The following is a 17,231-nucleotide window of genomic DNA, read 5'->3' as shown; positions in this document are numbered from 1 at the left end:
TACCTTACAAAAAAATGTGACCTGATTCGTTAACCTACCCATAAGGTCACATTCTTTTAATCAAATTATAACTGCTGCTTTTTCTTATATGCTTTAGCGTACTGATCGGCAGCAAAGATCGCGTCCACTACCTGATCTGCTGTAATATGAAATGCTTGGTGAATGGTCTCGCCATCAATGGTTGCAGCTTTTGCCACTTTCATAATATCTTCTCTAGTAGCATCCTTCAGTTTGATATCAGCTAACGTTACAGGTAAATCCAGACTAATAAAAAATCCAAGATATTTTTCAATTTCTTCTAGTCTATGCTTTTCTAAGGCTAACTGCACTAATGTACCAAAAGCTACCTTTTCCCCGTGAGTTAAGTGGTGTATATCTCCTTTAAGTGCCGTAAAACCATTATGAATAGCATGTGCAGCTCCCAATCCCCCACTCTCAAAGCCTAGTCCACTAAGTAATGTATTAGCTTCCACGATATACTCTAGTGCAGGTGTTACTACTTTGGCTTTTGCTGATTCATAAGCTAGATGGCCATATTTAAATAACGTTTCCTCACATTTTTCTGCAATTGCTTCTGCAGCAATTGTTGTTGCACCACCAGCCATTGTCTTTCCCCCGAACCGAATAACACTTCTTGCTTCAATCCAGGTCGCCATAGCATCCGCGATACCAGAAGTTAAAAGTCGTGGCGGTGCTTCTGCAATCACCTTTGTATCTACTAGGATTAAATCAGGATTCCGATTATAGAAGCGATAGGACTCGAAAATGCCGTCATCGGAATAAACGACAGAAAGTGCACTAGTTGGTGCATCTGCAGAGGCAGCGGTTGGTATAATAACCGTATAGGCATCAAGGTCATCTGCTACTGCTTTTGCAGTATCTAGGGTTTTACCACCACCTACACCTACAACTATAGTTGCCCCTGTATCCTTTGCGGTTTGTGAGATACGGTTAATCTCTTCCTTTGATGCCTCTCCCTTAAATAATACCTCTTCGGACTTAATACTTCCTTTTTTTAATTCATTGACTACTTTATGTCCCGCAATGTCCCAAACTAATTCATCTGCCATGACAATGGTTTGATCTCCCATTCCCTTTACATATTGACTAATATTTTCTATTACATTTTTACCTTGAACATATTTCGCTGGACTAATAAACACTTTTTCCATTTACTGCTAACACCCTTTCACTAATTGATACTTTAGTTTATCCTTCCTATAATGAAATAATCATGGGATAAGAAGAGACTTCTCTTAAGGTGTAATTTGCTTTATTCATCCATTCGAAACATTACCTCAAAAACGAAGGATAAAGACTAAAAAGGTCCTATCATTAATACAATAGGTAAAGAATGTTAAGAGCATTGACAATTTATAAAAAATACTAGACAATCAGAGGAGACTAAAAGGGCGGGAGTGGATTTATAATGGCACCAATTATTTACGCACATAGGGGTGCAAGTAAAGCAGCTCCAGAAAATACAATGCCTGCTTTTGAACTAGCTGCTAAACAAGGAGCAGATGGTATTGAAACAGATGTTCAACTAACGAAGGATCAAATACCAGTACTCATTCATGATGAAAATGTAAGAAGGACGACGGATGGAATTGGTTTTGTTCAAGACTATACATATAAAGAGCTCCAAGAATTAGATGCAGGGTCATGGTTTTCTTCTACTTATTCCAATACCACCATCCCAACTTTAGATCAGTTACTAGCATGGAATAAAAAGAAGAAGTTAAAGCTGAATATAGAATTAAAAAATGGTGTCATTGATTATGAGCACATTGAAAAAATTGTTTGTGAAAGAATCCAAGCACATAAGATGGAAAAACTTTCTGTCATCTCGACTTTTAATTTTAAGAGTCTTAAGCGTCTGCAAAAGCTTAATTGTGCAATACCATACTCCTATTTAACAAGTAGAAGAAATCCCGATCTGGTCCAACTTGCTAAAGAATTAGGGGTTACAGGTCTTCATATTCGCTACCGATTATTATCCAAGCGATTAGTCGAAAAAGCCAAGGCAGAAAAAATTTATACGGCTGTCTATACGGTTAATCATCCTTTCTCGATAGCTCGAGTGTTGCGATTAGGCGCACACGGATTATTTACGGATATACCAAGCTTAGCTATACAAATCAAAAAAAAATTAACCAACCCTTAAGGAATGAATCAAATGAATGTTACTTTTCTCGGTACAGGAGCTGGAATGCCCAGCAAAAATCGAAATGTTACATCAATCCTGTTAGATCTGCGACAAGAACTAAATGAATTTTGGATGTTTGATTGTGGCGAAGCTAGCCAGCATCAAATACTTCATACAACTGTCAGTCCTAGAAAGATTAATAAGATTTTTATCACACATCTTCATGGTGATCATATTTTTGGCCTCCCCGGTTTTTTAAGCAGTCGGGCATTTCAAGCTGGTAGGGAGCCTGTTTTTATCTATGGTCCTAAAGGTATCCGAGAATTTGTGGAAACTAGCTTAGAGATTAGTGGCACAAGGCTTTCTTATTCCATATATTTTAAAGAATTGGAAGAAGGTTTAATTTTTGAGGATAGTAAATTTAAAGTCTATTGTAAAAAATTAGATCACGGAATTACAAGCTACGGCTTTCGTATGGAAGAAAAAGATTTGCCAGGTAGATTGCTTGTCGATCGGTTAAAGAAAGACAATATATTACCCGGCCCCGTTTATCAACAAATAAAAGAAAATGATTTTGTAACATTGCCAAGCGGGGAAGAAATCGATACAAGTCCATATATAGATAAGCCAAGAAAAGGAAGAGTAATCGTTTTATTCGGTGATACAAGGTATAATGAGGAGCATATTGCTTTTGCGCAGAATGCAACATTACTCATTCATGAAGCGACCTTTTCAAAGGAGCAAGGACAGCTTGCAAGGGATTATTTTCATTCTACCACTATTCAAGCTGCCCATCTAGCTAAAGAAGCGAGAGTAAAACGGTTAATTATAACCCATATTTCCGCAAGATTTCATAAGAGTGAGTCCAATCAATTATTACAGGAGGCACAATCCGTATTTACTAATACACAAATCGCCAACGATTTAGACGAATTTTTGATTAAAACTACGGAAGTTCATCAAGGTAATCAAAAAGATTAATTTGATAAAATAATTCATCCTTTTTTTCCGTATTCTGCATCGTTATGCCCAATAACCGAACTGGTTCACCGTTCCAATGCTTACTTAAAAGTGTTTCACTGTAGTAAAAGATCTGCTCCCCTTTCTCAATGAAATGAGGTAATTTTATTCGGCGTGTAACTGTATGACGATTGTTATAACGAATCACAAGCTGAATGGTATTTCCAACTGCCTTTTTCCTTTCTAACCGGAAAGCGACCTTTTTAGAAAGGTCTTGTAGTTGTACAATAAGCTCATCATACACATCAATATCCATTGGAAAAGTCATGGAACTTCCTATACTTTTAAATGCTTGCGCCTGATCAGGATCTACTGGTCGTGGATCCTCTCCTTTCGCCCTTGCTTGTAGCCTTTCCCCATTCACCCCTAATATTGCTTTTAAAGCATGCGTATCTGCTCTTACTAAATCACCGATAGTATGAATATCATATTTCTGTAATTTTTCCGCTGTTTTTTTTCCAACGCCATACATTTGCTCTAATAGTAGTGGCCATAGCCTTGTCTCAACATCTCTTTTACGTAATATAGTAATTCCATTTGGTTTTTTCATATCAGAAGCCATTTTAGCCAAGAATTTATTCGGGGAAATACCAATACTACATGGTAAACCTAGTTCCTTGCGAAGCTCCTCTCGAATCATTTTAGCGATTTCTAAAGGAGAGCCAATATGTGCACATTTTGTTATATCCATATAGGCTTCATCTATAGAGACTGGCTCCACAAATTCTGTGTACGTTTCTAGATGCTTGAAGATTTGTTGGGAAATTTCTCGATAGCGCGGGAAATTAGGACGAATGACTATTAAGTCAGGACATAGCTTTCTAGCTTCCCATAGAGGCATCGTCGTCTTTACTCCTTTATTTCTTGCCTCATAACTACTTGTTACTATAATTCCTTTTCGTTCATCTGGATTTCCCGCTATTGCCACAGGCTTGTTTTTTAAGTTAGGGTCATCGGCAATTTCAACAGACGCATAAAAGCTATTCATATCAACATGTAAGATTACACGACCATTTTTCGGATACCATTTATTCATTTTCTCTCACTACTTTTTAATTGCTTGTTTAATGATTTCAATCATTAATTCTGGAATTTTTAATAATTCCTCTACCGGCATTTTTTCATGTTTGGTATGGATATTTTCATATCCAATTGCTAAGTTAACTGTAGGAATCCCTTTTCCGGATAAGTGGTTTGCATCACTACCTCCACCACTTTTCACGAGTTTTGGAGTTCGTCCAATCTTTGTCACTGCTTCCATTGCATTCCTAACCACTTTGTCTTCTTTACTAAAATGGTATGCAGGATACATATATTCTACATTAACCTTTGCTTTCCCGTTCATTTGCTCTGCTGTTTCTTTTAACGCATTTGTCATCATTTCTACTTGCGTATCTAGCTTAGCTTTTGACAGGGAACGAGCTTCTGCAACTAGCAACACTTCATCACATACAACGTTTGTAGGGCCTCGACCTTCAAAACTTCCAATGTTCGCTGTCGTCTCTTCATCAATACGACCAAGTGACATTTTAGTAATCGCCTTGGCCGTAATACTAATAGCAGAGACTCCTTTTTCGGGTTGAACACCAGCGTGTGCCGCTTTACCAGTTATAGTAGCATAGATCTTTGCTTGAGAAGGGGCAGAAGTGATGATATGACCTACCGTTCCATCACTATCCAATGCATATCCATAATCCACTGGTAAATGCTTTTTGTCAAAATGTCTTGAACCTACTAATCCTGATTCCTCTCCACTCATAATAGCAAAATAGATGTCTCCATGTTCGATATCCTTTTCTTTTAGGAGATGAATCGTTTCAAAAATAGCTGCAATCCCTGCTTTATCATCCGCCCCTAGTATGGTGCTACCATCTGACATAATGTAACCATCCTTCTGTTGTGGTTGAATATTATTTCCTGGTGTTACTGTATCCATATGAGCAGTGAAATAAATCTTGTCCGCATTTTCGTTTTTTCCAGTTAATTTGCCAATTATATTTCCAGCTTCGTGTTGTGTATCTTTGTAACTATCATCTTCTAATACTTCAAGATCTAAATCCTTCATTTTATCTAAAATATAATCTGCTATCTCACGCTCTTTTGTCGTTTCGGAATTAATTTGAACGAGCTCAATAAATTGATGTACGATCCGTAAATCATTCATCCTATTTCCATCCTTTCATTTAAATTGTTCTATATACACGACGAGGAATCTTATTCTATTATGTACTTGTCCAATGATAAAATACCATGTAAAATAAATAGTAGTATTGCTAAAAGGAGGCTATCGGCATGGCATCAAAATCAAAACGACAAAGAAGAATTAAGTTAATTGTTTATCTTATGATTGCTGCAATGATTTTATCAACATTCACAATGGGATTATCAGCATTTATCTCCCAATAAACTCCTTGCGAACAGTGAACTTCAGGATAATAACAGAAAATATTACAATTAAAAGGGAAAGGAGATCATCACATCCTTTCCCTTCTCTGCTTACCTCTTTAACTTATACTTCCTCACAATAAGCATCAAATAATTGCTGTAACTTATTCACCACTTCTACTGGACTATGTCCTTCGATTTCGTGGCGTTCCACCATTTTTAAGATTTCTCCATCCTTCAATAAGGCAAATGATGGCGAAGATGGGGCATAACCTTTAAAATATTCTCTAGCCTTTTCTGTTGCTTCTCGATCTTGACCAGCAAAAACAGTAACTAATTGATTCGGTCGTTTGTCGTAATGGATCGCACTTGCTGCAGCAGGTCTTGCTACACCCCCTGCACAACCACAGGTAGAATTAACCATCACTAAGGTGGTACCTTCTTTTTCAAGGGTTTCTTCTACTGATTCTGGGGTTTGAAGCTCTGTATATCCTGCTTCCTTAATCTCTTTTCTGGCCGCTTCCACTACATCACCCATAAAAATATTAAAATCCATTTTTCTTCCACTCCTCTATTTATCTATATGTAACCCTTCGATACTCAGTACTAATTAGAAATGACTGCAATTGTCGGACGAATGCTTCTCTTATATCTTATCAAAAAGCAGTCTGTTATTTCAATTGTTTGGTTTAGGAGGAGGCTCCCCTTTATTAGTTATTGCTTCCTTAACAATGGGAAGGGAAATTTTAAATTCCGTTCCTGTTTTGTCTGAATGGGATAAGCAAATTTTGCCATTATGATTTTCTATTATACGTCGAACTAAATTTAACCCTAAACCAGTTCCATTAGATTTGGACGTTGAGAAAGGTTCAAATAGACTATCCTTTATATGGTCAGGAACTCCATGGCCACTATCTTTAAAAGATAGTATACACTGGTCTGCCGCGACCATTGACTTGATTTCAATTTTTCCGTTTGAACCAATTGCTTCAATACTATTTCTAAATAGATTCAGAAATACTTGCTTTAATTGCTTCATATCAGCAAAAATATAATGATTTTCTATATCTAACTCGCAATGAATATTCTTGGCCTCTAGAGTACTATTAAGTAAAGGCATTAAATCATCTAAAACATCCTTCACTTTCGTTAGTTGTTTTTCGGGTTCTTTTTGTTTAGACATAAGAAGCATTTGTTCGACTAAGGAATACAATCTTTCTACTTCTTTCATCATTAAATTCACATTATACTTTTCCATCAAATCTTTTTCAGATGATTCTAGCATTAACGTTAAAAATCCATGAATAACTGTTAGTGGGTTTCTGATTTCGTGTGCTGACATTGCTGCCATTTCCCCAACTAGAGCTAATTTCTCAGATTGAACAATTCTTTTTTCTAGAAGTGTTGACTCTGTGACATCGATAAAATAAAAAATTCGACCTGTAATGTTATCTTCCTGATCTCTTAACTTTGTTTGGGATACTAAATATACATATTTGTTCTTATTTAAATTTATGAGAATCTTTTTATTGTGATAATTTCTTTCGGAAATAAACATTTCTAATAATGGATGTAATTCCTCTGTTTCCTCAATGACTAATCGCTTCAATTCATCTGTCGTAATCTTCAAAGTATTATAAACAAAGGAGTTAGTCGTATATTCTCGACTTTTATTATCGTATGTAATAATGCCAATTGGTAGCGAATTAAGTACCTGTTCATGCTTTATTTTATCTCCAATAATGGTTTGAAATGACTGCTGTAATTGAAGAGACATTTGATTAATCGATTCCGTCAGACTTTGCAGCTCTAATTGGTTGGAATGCTTTAGTCTTTCACCATAGTTCCCTTTCGCAATTTTATTCACCTTCTCCACCATTGATTCAATTGGCTTTGTCATACTTCGGCTAATGCGATAGGATAAAATGATGGAAATGATAAATGCTACTAATGTAATAACTAATAATACGATCAAAGACTTTTCAATAATAACTGGATAAGTATTGGCATTCTCATTAAAGATTTTAAATTCCTCATTACTTGCAGACTGAATGGATGTATGTATTTCTTCTAGCTTCGGTAAGTATTCATTTCTGATCACATCTTCGGCTACTTCTTGATTCTCGTATTCTAGCAATCCTCCCACTTTATTTACAATGATAAAATCCAATGTCTGTACTTGATTTTGGTAAGCTTCCAAATCTTTTGGGATAGGCATTAATTCAGACAAATCACTTGCTTGTTGTTCAGTTTCTAGATCTTGATATTTATCAACTAGGTCAGGTTCTATTCCTTTCTCAAGATGAGCCTCCACTAGATATTTTTTTATCATCACTTCTTGCTCTAATTGTTTATACCAAGTTAATTCTGGAATGTTTTTGTTTTTAATCCGATTAGTGATTTCACTTATTTCATCAATGGATTGAATCAGGAAAAGAGAAAAACCACTAAAAATAACCAAGATAAAGAGGAGAATGCTTAAAAGCTTATTTTTTAATGAAAATTGTTTAAAAAAATCACGCATTTGCATTACTCCAATCACTTCTTAACACTTTCATTTTTTGTTTTGTGATAAAATTTCCTTTTTTTCTTGTTCAATAATTTCTATTTCATCTTCTGTGTACATTTTCCCTAATGGCGCTAGTCCGTAAACTCCGTCATATGAATCTAAATAAACTTTCTTTTCCGGAGTCTTAAGGTCTTTTTGAAAATCTTTCAAAATAGCGACATACATTTGCGGAACATTGTTTAACACACTTGTTAACATATGGTTCTCTGCCATATAAGATTGATCTTCTAAGTATCCAATCATATATATACCTTTCGTTTTGGCATAATTAATAACGGCTTGGTTATAACCATTTCCTTTTGTATAAATAATATCGACACCGTCATCTATCATCTTTTCAGCTATCGAAAGGGCTCTTTCTTTGTCCTCTCTACTATAAACAACTTCATATAATAATTCAATCTTCGGATTAATGGCTTCTATCCCAGAGGAAAACCCCCAATCCAAATGCTCATTATTAACTGCGTCAATCACACCTATTTTATTTGTCTTTGTTTGTAATGCTGCAGCAACACCTGCAACATACTCCATCTCCTGATGATCAAATGTATAAACCGTTAAATTGGAATTTAGATAATCACCATGAATCGTAACAAATTGAATATCTTTAAATTGATTAGATATCGTATAAAAAGCCTCTGAAAACTCTCTTCCATGGCCAATTACTAAATCCAATTCTTTTTCATTATTGTTTGCCTTTATCAAATTTTTTAAATCCGAGTCAATATCTACTTCATCTTCCATGGAAACTTGAACATCAAATTGTTTTTCTATTAATAATTTCCCTTTATAAGCAAGACTTCCCCAGCTCTGGTCAGTCATTTCATCTGTCGTTAGTATGAGTACATTTGTCGTCTTTTTTTCAGAAGCATTCATATCACTTATAATTTGTGTTGTCTTGACACATAAGATGATAAAGAAAATGGAAATAATTGATAGTATAACAGTAAAAATTAATTTTATTTGTTTTTTAGCATCCATTTTTGTACTCCCTATATTGATGTCTTCCATTTTCATTATACATAAAAGAATTCGATTTGAACACATACTTTTACATAATTCACCTTAATTCGACAAAAACATTTTAAGTAGCTCGTACAAAAAAAACGGACCATTTTGTCATAAAGGAAAATTGGATAAGCATAGAATATAGTAAGTCATTACAAGGGGGGGTTATATTGTTATTTTATTTATTACAATGGGACATTGATTGGGTTCGCTTGCTACAAGTAATCTCCATTGATATTGTCCTATCTGGTGATAATGCACTAATTATCGCGATGGCAACTAAAAATCTTGAGAAAAGATATCAAAATAGAGCCATTTTCATAGGTGTTGCAGGAGCAATTGTGCTTCGAATACTTTTTGCCAGTGGAATTATTTACTTGTTGAGATTTCCATTTATCTATCTAATTGGTGGTCTCCTACTCATTTGGATTGGTTACAAAATTTTAATAAAAAAAGAAGAGAATCCAGACATCTCTTCCCATCATTCCTTATATCGTGCCATCCTCACAATCATTTCAGCTGATTTAGTAATGAGCTTAGACAATGTAGTAGCTATCGCTGGAGCATCAGCAGGAAATATTCCGTTATTAGCTATCGGAGTGATTATTAGCATCCCACTTATGGTTTTTGGTGCTAAATTTATTGTGATATTATTAAAAAAATTCCCGTCTTTAATGTATGTTGGATCAGCAATTTTAGTCTACACCGGTGCCGACATGATTGTTCATGAAGAATTTATCATCCAGCTATTTCAAATTCATCATGCCGTTATTCCTTTATTATTCTCCTGTATTTTAACATTGGCTGTAATTCTGACAGGCTATATCACGAATCGAGAAGCTACTTAAGACTTGATCGTATTTTTTATTTTAGTTCTTTTGGTGACAACTGGAACATTCCACTTCCATTTAAGTGCAAGCATACGTATAGCAAACGTCATAATAAAACAAAGATATAGGCTGATCATCAATGGAAGGAAATCATTTGTTAGAATTAATACAAGGGACCCTGCTATGGAGGCTATTCCGTAAATTTCCTTCCTAAATACTAACGGAATCTCTTTAACGAATACATCTCGTAAAACACCACCGCCAATCCCTGTCACCAGCCCCATTGCTACAATAAGAAAGGGTTGTGAATAATCTAAACTAATTGCTGCGTTTGCACCAACAGCAGTAAATACACCAAGTCCAATCGCATCAAAAAAGGCAATACTATTTTTAAACTGTCGAATCTTTTCATAAAATAAAATGGTCACTAAACTCGCCAACAAACTGACTAGAAAATATTGCGGGTAGATCAAGTTTGTTGGCGGTATATTTCCGATCATTAAATCACGTATAACTCCACCAGCCAAAGAAGTAGTTAGTCCTAATAACAAAACTCCAAATATATCTAAATTTTTACGTATGGCTAAAATAGAACCCGATATAGCAAACGCCATTGTTCCAATATAAACAAATGTTTCAATTAAAAACATCCCATGTCCTCCTTCGAAACTAATTCACACTTCGGCGATAAACATCCTCTATTTTTGTAAAAAACCATTGCAATGCTAAACCTTGGAGTAGTACCCCTAATATCGAAGTGATGCTTAACAGAATAATAGTAGGAAAATGTTTTATCATTTCTATACTTTTAGCAAATAAAAAAAGATGACTAAAAACTTCTATTATCGCATTATTCCATGAATCCAGTTTGTTATCCATTCTCCAGATAATTAGTGCTTCTATCCATAACCCAAAAGGAATTATACATATTATGATTAGTTTATGAGTTCGCTCTAATTTCTCTAAATAAGGTTTAATATAATATTTCGTGATTGTCTTAATTCGAAAAAGATAGAAAATCCTCACTATTCTAGCTAACTGAAAAAATTGATCCAACGGAATAACTGCTATTATCAAAAAAGGGTTTTTCTTAATAAATTGCCACTTTTCTTTCGCCAATGCAAATCTTACAATAAAATCAATTGCAAACACTAACCAGACAATAAAGTGTATCTCAGAATTTATTTCATTGTCGGACCATAGGGTTAATATGGTTACAATAATCAATAAAATCATAAGCGAATCATATAAGATTTTCAACAGTTTTTGCATAATATCCATCCAAATCTCGATACATAATAGCTTGCTAGCTAACGCCTTAGAGATGAGAGTCAAGGTGTATGTCATCCAAGACCTTGTACTTAGCAACACTTACAGACTAAGCTGCGTCTCATTTGCTAGCTTCTAAAAAGAAGGAAACCCTGTCACTGTGCTAGGGTTTCCTTCTTACATAGTATACGAAATTTTGTTATAAAAAGAAACAACTTTTTGAGAGAATAACCTATTTTTAGTAAATAGGTGTAGTGTCGCTAGATATATTTTCTAATATGGATTTCACATGTGACATGAAAGCACCACAAATGACACCATCTAATACACGGTGATCCAAAGATAAACAAAGATTAACCATATCTCTTGCGGCAAACATGTCATCTATAATAACCGGTCGTTTTACAATCGACTCTACTTGTAATATAGCAGCTTGAGGATAATTGATAACGCCCATCGATTCAACGGAACCAAAGGATCCTGTATTATTAACCGTAAACGTGCCATCCTCCATATCTTCTTTTGCAAGGGTGCCTGTTCTTGCTTTTCTTGATAATTGGTGAATTTCCTTTGCTATTCCTTTAATACTTTTCTCATCCACATTTTTAATTACTGGTACATATAATTCATGCTCATGAGCTACCGCAATGGATAGATTAATCTCATTTCTTTGGATAATTCGATCTCCAGCCCAGCAACTGTTAAGCTCAGGGAATTTTTTCAAAGCTTTTGCTACGGCATTCAAGAAAAAAGCAAAGTAAGAAAGGTTATATCCTTCATTTTCCTTGAAGGAATCCTTTTCTGCATTTCGATAGGCAACTAAGTTCGTCACATCTACCTCGATCATCATCCATGCATGAGGTATTTCTGTCTTGGAGCGCACCATATTTTGAGCAATGGTTCTTCTTAAGCCAGTAACAGGAATTTCCCTATCACCTTGTCTTGCTTTGACTGGTTTACGACGGATGATTGGTGGTGTAAATTCCTCAAATTCTTCTTCTTCCTTTTTAGTAGGAATAGGCTCCTGGTTATCTTTTTGGGGAGAGTGCTTACTTTCGATGACTTTTTCTACATCTTTTCGCGTAATTCTTCCACCTTTTCCTGTACCATTAATCGTTTTTAAATCTAGGTTGTTTTCCTGTGCCATACGCATTACTGCAGGTGAATAACGGTTTTTCATCGTTTTCTCAGTCGAAACGTGCCCTGGTTCAACGACTTGCTGCGGTTGTTCACTCTCCTGTGCAGCAACTGCTTGTTCTGCTTCCATTTCGATATAACACATTAATTGGCCGACCTCTATTGTTTCTCCTTCTTGTGCGATGATTTCTTTAATCACTCCAGAATAGGAAGAAGGTACCTCTGCATTTACTTTGTCTGTCATGACTTCAGCAATTGCATCATATTTTTCAACATAGTCCCCTACCTTGACTAACCATGTACTCACTGTTCCCTCTGTAACACTCTCACCAAGTTGGGGCATATTAATTCTTTCCACAGTCAAGCGTCTCACTCCGATCTAATTAAAATTCCGCTAATTCTTTAATTGCCTGTTCTATTTTATCAGGGTTGATCATAAATTCTTTTTCTAATGGTGATGCAAATGGCATTGCAGGTACTTCCGGTGCCGCAAGTCGTTTAATCGGTGCATCTAAATCAAATAAGCAATTTTCACTGATAATGGCAGCAACCTCTCCTATAATACTGCCTTCTTTATTATCTTCTGTGACTAAAAGAACTTTACCAGTTTTGGTAGCAGCCTTAATAATTGCTTCCTGATCAAGAGGGTAAACGGTTCTTAAATCCAATATTTCTGTACTGATACCTTCCTGTTCTAGCTTCTCTGCCGCTTGTTTCGCAAAATGAACACAAAGGCCATATGTGATCACCGTTACATCCGAGCCTTCTTTTTTCACCTCTGCTTTTCCAAGAGGTACCGTATAATCTGTTTCTGGTACTTCTTCCTTTAACAATCGGTAAGCACGTTTATGTTCTAAAAATAATACAGGATCATCATCTTGAATAGAAGCCTTTAACAAACCTTTAACATCATAAGGACTTGATGGCATAACAATTTTTAAACCTGGCTGATTAGCAAAAATCGCCTCGATTGATTGAGAGTGATATAGTCCTCCATGAACACCACCACCATATGGTGCACGGATCGTAATAGGACAATGCCAATCATTATTCGAACGATACCTAATTTTTGCCGCTTCTGAGATGATTTGATTAACAGCTGGCAAAATAAAATCAGCAAATTGCATTTCTGCGACTGGGCGCATCCCATACATCGCTGCACCAATTCCAACTCCAGCAATTGCAGATTCAGCTAAAGGTGTATCCAATACTCTTTGTTCACCAAACTGATCGTATAGCCCGTCTGTTGCACGAAAAACTCCCCCTCTTGGACCAACATCTTCTCCAAGAATAAATACCTTTTCATCTCTTTCCATTTCTTCTTTTAGTGCAGCTGTAACTGCTTGAATATAGGATAATACTGCCATTATTTTCCCTCCTCCCCATATACATGATCTGTCAATGTACGAATATCCGCATATGGAGCATTTTCGGCATAACTGGTTGCTTCGTTTATTTCTTGTTTTATTTTTTCTTCCATTTCCTGTTCCAAATCCTCTGTCAAAATATTCTCTTCTTGCAGTGCCTGTTTAAATAACCAAATACCATCAGTCTCTCGAGCGGTTGTCACTTCATCTTTCGTTCGATACGTCATATCATCATCATCACTTGAATGTGGGGTTAAACGATAGGAAGTTGCTTCAATTAAGGTCGGTCCTTCCCCTTTTAAAGCACGCTCCCTTGCTTCTTTTACTGCTTGATACACCGTAATTGGGTCATTGCCGTCTACAGTTATCCCATACATACCATAACCTATTGCACGATCGGAAATTTTTTCACATGCTACTTGTTTGTTTAATGGTACAGAAATGGCGTATTTATTATTTTCTACCATAAAAATGACAGGTAGTTTATGAACACCAGCAAAATTTAACCCTTCATGAAAATCTCCTTGATTTGATGAACCTTCCCCAAGTGTAACAAAACTAACGAGTGGTTTATTTTCCATTTTGGCAGCTAAAGCAAAGCCTACAGCATGTGGAACTTGTGTAGTTACAGGAGAAGAGCCTGTGACAATTCGGTTTTTTCGTTGACCGAAGTGACTAGGCATCTGTCTCCCGCCAGAGTTTGGATCCTCGGCTTTTCCAAAAGCTTGTAAGAATATTTCTCTTGTTGACATGCCAAAATGGATCACAACACCTAGATCTCGGTAATAGGGCAGGACATAATCGACTTGATTATCCAGCGCCGCCGCTGCAGCTATTTGTAGTGCTTCCTGTCCTTGGCCTGAGACAACAAACGGTATACTGCCAGAACGATTTAACAACCACATTCTTTCATCTATTCTTCTAGCTAAGAGCATTTCTCTATACATTTCTAACAATGTTTCCTCATTCAATAAGCTACTATTTTTTAAGTTAACCATGAATTTTCCTCCCCTCAGCTGCTAAAGCAACTTCTCCAATAATCTCACTTAATGACGGATGTGGGTATACCGCTTCAGATGTTTCTATCCCTGATCCATCAAAATATTGGATTAAACTAGCTTGACCTATTAATTCTGTCACATTTTTTCCAATCAAGTGAACACCTAATACATCATCATTATTCTTGTCCAAAATAATCTTAGCAAAACCACTTACATCTCCGTTTACATGAGCTTTTCCTATTGCTTGGAAAGATGTTTTGGATATTTTGACTGTTTTTCCTTGAAGCTTTGCATCAGATTCAGATAATCCTATTGTTGCAATTTCAATATTGCCATAAACACATGAAGGGATAGCTGTTTCTTTTAATAAGCTTGGATAATTACCAGCAATATGTTCGACTGCAATATTGCCTTCATATGTCGCAGCATGTGCTAGTTGTTTCCCTCCATTAACATCGCCAATTGCATATATATGAGATTCCTTTGTTTGAAAATATTTATTGACTTCAATAAAACCATTGCTTGATGTTCGAATATCGGTATTTTCTAAACCGATATTTTGAGTGTTTGCTTTTCTACCGACAGCAACTAGCATGAGATCTGTTTTGATTTTTTTTCCATTGGTTGTTTCAACCTCGACCTGATCTTGTTTACGTAGCGTATTCGGATCAACAGCTGTATTGGTTAATACTTGAATCCCTCTTTTAGTTAACAATTTACTCATCTCAGACGAAATATCTTGATCCATGTGAGGTAAAATTTGTTCCTCCGCTTCTATTAGCGTTACTTCTACACCAACATCTTGGAAGAAGGATGCCCATTCTACGCCAATTACTCCTGCACCAACAATCATAATGGAAGTTGGTAGCTCATTTAATGTAAGAGCATGATCAGATGTGATGACTTTTTCCCCATCAATCTCCAAGCCTGGTAACGTATTTGGTGCAGAACCTGTTGCAATAATAACATTTTTTGGTACTAAGATATCATTTTCTCTTCCATCTTGATATTCTACGGAGATACTACCTGCCATCGGAGAAAATATGGACGGACCTAAAATTCTGCCATACCCTTGATAGACATCGATTTCTGCACTTTGAACTAAAGATTTTACACCATTATGTAGGGTGTTAATAATTTGATTCTTTCGTTCTATTGCTTGATTCAAATGAAATTGTGTTTCCTTCACTTCCACACCAAATTGTTTTGCATTCTTTACCTGTTGGAAAACTTCTGCACTTTTCAGCAATGCTTTTGTAGGTATACAGCCTTTATGAAGACAAGTGCCGCCTAGTTTTTCCTTTTCCACAATTGCTGTTTTTAATCCAAAGCGTGCTGCTCTTGCTGCGGTAACATAGCCTCCGGTTCCGCCACCTAATAGGACCAGATCATATTCTTTTGCCATTCTCCATCATCCTTTATTTCTTTCTCATACTCTTTTGGTATTTCCGTACCTTCTAAAACTCTTAAGGCTCCTCTTGATAAAGCTAGCATTACATTCTCGCCAGGATATTCATGGACGTCTGCAATCCAACTAACACGATTCATTATTTTTTGATTTAAATAGTGAATCTCTGCTAAATCGCCTGTTAGAACTATTTTGTCAACATTCCCTTCAAGAACTACAGCCATTTTACCTATTTCTTTAGCTACTTGGTAAGCAAGTGTTTCTATTACTAAAATAGCTTTATTATCGTTAGCTTCCACCAGATCCTTTACATCCCTTGCTTTATTTGTTCCTAAATATGCATATATACCACCTTGATGTATAATCATTTCCTTTAGCATATTTTGATCATGATGTTGATAGCTCAAATTAATTAATTCATTATTTGGAATACTGCCTGCTCTCTCTAATGAAAAGGGTCCTTCTCCATCAAAGCCGTTATTGACATCAACTACTATGCCATTGGCATGGGCTCCAATTGTTACACCGCCACCCATATGTGCAATAATTAAATTCATCTCATCATAGTTAGAATTAGATAGTTCAGCTATTTCCCGAGCTACTGATTTTTGATTTAATGCATGAAAAATACTCTTCCTTTGAATAGTAGGTATTCCTGTTCTTTTTGCAATGGTCGTCATCTCGTCCACTACAACGGGGTCAACAATATATGCATCAATATTAAGATTAGTAGCGATTTCATTAGCCAAAATTGCCCCTAAATTGGAAACATGCTTTCCATTAATGGATTGAAACAAATCTTCAATCATCTTTTCGGTTACAACATATGTTCCACCACTGATTGGTTGAAGTAAACCACCTCTGCCACAAACAGCATCTACGGATGAAATGTTTAAGCCAATTTCTCGAAATGCTTGAAATATTGCATCCCTTCTAATATGAACCTGTTCATAGATATCTAAATTTACATCGTGAAGTGAAAGGGGTAATTCTTCTTCGTATAAATTTTGTTCATTCTCGAATACGGCAATTCTAGTCGTATAAAGTAATGGATTAATTACTAAAACCCGATAGCTATTCGACATTGG

General features: G+C 35.9%; 17 protein-coding genes. 4 read left to right on the top strand and 13 right to left on the bottom strand.

All coding sequences use genetic code 11. From position 1 onward, the window contains the following. Positions 1 to 65: 65 nt before the first annotated feature. Positions 66 to 1,172, bottom strand: a complete 1,107-nt coding sequence (locus DLJ74_RS09100) for a glycerol dehydrogenase (protein WP_109984222.1) — start codon at positions 1,170 to 1,172, stop codon at positions 66 to 68. 257 nt (positions 1,173 to 1,429) lie between these two features. Between DLJ74_RS09100 and DLJ74_RS09095 the strand changes: the two genes are divergently transcribed. Beyond that, positions 1,430 to 2,167, top strand: a complete 738-nt coding sequence (locus DLJ74_RS09095; RefSeq protein WP_109984221.1) for a glycerophosphodiester phosphodiesterase — start codon at positions 1,430 to 1,432, stop codon at positions 2,165 to 2,167. Positions 2,168 to 2,179: 12 nt separating this feature from the next. Next, positions 2,180 to 3,130 carry a ribonuclease Z gene (gene rnz, locus DLJ74_RS09090; RefSeq protein ID WP_109984220.1) on the top strand — a complete coding sequence of 317 codons (951 nt, stop codon included), beginning with the start codon at positions 2,180 to 2,182 and terminating at the stop codon, positions 3,128 to 3,130. Here the strand turns inward: rnz and DLJ74_RS09085 are convergent. Together DLJ74_RS09085 and DLJ74_RS09080 are read right to left on the bottom strand one after the other, a co-directional pair. Then, positions 3,096 to 4,205, bottom strand: a complete 1,110-nt coding sequence (locus DLJ74_RS09085) for a DNA polymerase IV (protein ID WP_109984219.1) — start codon at positions 4,203 to 4,205, stop codon at positions 3,096 to 3,098. The genes rnz and DLJ74_RS09085 overlap by 35 nt on opposite strands. 9 nt (positions 4,206 to 4,214) lie before the next feature. Beyond that, on the bottom strand, positions 4,215 to 5,333 hold the full coding sequence (locus DLJ74_RS09080; protein WP_109984218.1) for a M20/M25/M40 family metallo-hydrolase: 1,119 nt from the start codon (positions 5,331 to 5,333) through the stop codon (positions 4,215 to 4,217). Between the two features lie 128 nt (positions 5,334 to 5,461). Between DLJ74_RS09080 and prli42 the strand changes: the two genes are divergently transcribed. Then, on the top strand, positions 5,462 to 5,575 hold the full coding sequence (prli42, locus tag DLJ74_RS20430; RefSeq protein ID WP_181397486.1) for a stressosome-associated protein Prli42: 114 nt from the start codon (positions 5,462 to 5,464) through the stop codon (positions 5,573 to 5,575). A gap of 103 nt (positions 5,576 to 5,678) precedes the next feature. Here the strand turns inward: prli42 and DLJ74_RS09075 are convergent, their stop codons facing one another. The 3 genes from DLJ74_RS09075 to DLJ74_RS09065 all read right to left on the bottom strand — a co-directional run bounded on the left by DLJ74_RS09075 (position 5,679) and on the right by DLJ74_RS09065 (position 9,104). Beyond that, positions 5,679 to 6,110: a BrxA/BrxB family bacilliredoxin gene (locus tag DLJ74_RS09075; RefSeq protein ID WP_109984217.1), complete on the bottom strand. Its 432-nt coding sequence runs from the start codon at positions 6,108 to 6,110 to the stop codon at positions 5,679 to 5,681. Positions 6,111 to 6,230: 120 nt separating this feature from the next. Beyond that, a complete protein-coding gene (locus tag DLJ74_RS09070) occupies positions 6,231 to 8,078 on the bottom strand; it encodes a sensor histidine kinase (RefSeq protein WP_109984216.1) in 1,848 nt (615 codons plus the stop codon). Positions 8,079 to 8,108: 30 nt separating this feature from the next. Beyond that, positions 8,109 to 9,104, bottom strand: a complete 996-nt coding sequence (locus DLJ74_RS09065; protein WP_109984215.1) for a BMP family ABC transporter substrate-binding protein — start codon at positions 9,102 to 9,104, stop codon at positions 8,109 to 8,111. A gap of 197 nt (positions 9,105 to 9,301) precedes the next feature. On the opposite strand from DLJ74_RS09065, the gene DLJ74_RS09060 reads away from it, so the two are divergent. Beyond that, positions 9,302 to 9,979 carry a TerC family protein gene (locus DLJ74_RS09060; RefSeq protein WP_245902302.1) on the top strand — a complete coding sequence of 226 codons (678 nt, stop codon included), beginning with the start codon at positions 9,302 to 9,304 and terminating at the stop codon, positions 9,977 to 9,979. On the opposite strand, the gene DLJ74_RS09055 is transcribed toward DLJ74_RS09060, so the two are convergent. From DLJ74_RS09055 to buk, 7 genes are all read right to left on the bottom strand, one after another. Continuing rightward, a complete protein-coding gene (locus DLJ74_RS09055; RefSeq protein WP_109984214.1) occupies positions 9,976 to 10,611 on the bottom strand; it encodes a trimeric intracellular cation channel family protein in 636 nt (211 codons plus the stop codon). The genes DLJ74_RS09060 and DLJ74_RS09055 overlap by 4 nt on opposite strands. Before the next feature lie 19 nt (positions 10,612 to 10,630). After that, positions 10,631 to 11,233 carry a transporter gene (locus DLJ74_RS09050; RefSeq protein ID WP_109984597.1) on the bottom strand — a complete coding sequence of 201 codons (603 nt, stop codon included), beginning with the start codon at positions 11,231 to 11,233 and terminating at the stop codon, positions 10,631 to 10,633. Between the two features lie 235 nt (positions 11,234 to 11,468). Beyond that, entirely contained in the window at positions 11,469 to 12,731 is a 1,263-nt protein-coding gene (locus DLJ74_RS09045) for a dihydrolipoamide acetyltransferase family protein (protein ID WP_146202432.1), read from the bottom strand. A 19-nt stretch (positions 12,732 to 12,750) separates the two neighbouring features. Beyond that, complete coding sequence (locus tag DLJ74_RS09040; protein ID WP_109984213.1) at positions 12,751 to 13,734, bottom strand: alpha-ketoacid dehydrogenase subunit beta; 984 nt, start codon at positions 13,732 to 13,734, stop codon at positions 12,751 to 12,753. After that, entirely contained in the window at positions 13,734 to 14,732 is a 999-nt protein-coding gene (locus DLJ74_RS09035; protein ID WP_109984212.1) for a thiamine pyrophosphate-dependent dehydrogenase E1 component subunit alpha, read from the bottom strand. Before DLJ74_RS09035 ends, DLJ74_RS09040 begins: the two co-directional genes overlap by 1 nt. Further along, the gene (gene lpdA, locus DLJ74_RS09030; protein ID WP_109984211.1) at positions 14,725 to 16,140 is read right to left on the bottom strand and encodes a dihydrolipoyl dehydrogenase; all 1,416 of its coding nucleotides are present in this window, start codon (positions 16,138 to 16,140) and stop codon (positions 14,725 to 14,727) included. Before lpdA ends, DLJ74_RS09035 begins: the two co-directional genes overlap by 8 nt. Beyond that, positions 16,110 to 17,228: a butyrate kinase gene (gene buk / locus DLJ74_RS09025; RefSeq protein ID WP_109984210.1), complete on the bottom strand. Its 1,119-nt coding sequence runs from the start codon at positions 17,226 to 17,228 to the stop codon at positions 16,110 to 16,112. The genes lpdA and buk overlap by 31 nt, the downstream gene beginning before the upstream one ends. Positions 17,229 to 17,231: the final 3 nt, after the last annotated feature.

It is taken from the genome of Gracilibacillus dipsosauri (assembly GCF_003176895.1).
Taxonomy (GTDB): Bacteria; Bacillota; Bacilli; order Bacillales; family Amphibacillaceae; genus Gracilibacillus; species Gracilibacillus dipsosauri.
The sequence above is the reverse complement of the archived record's forward strand: the minus strand, read 5'-3'. Positions and strand labels throughout refer to the sequence as shown.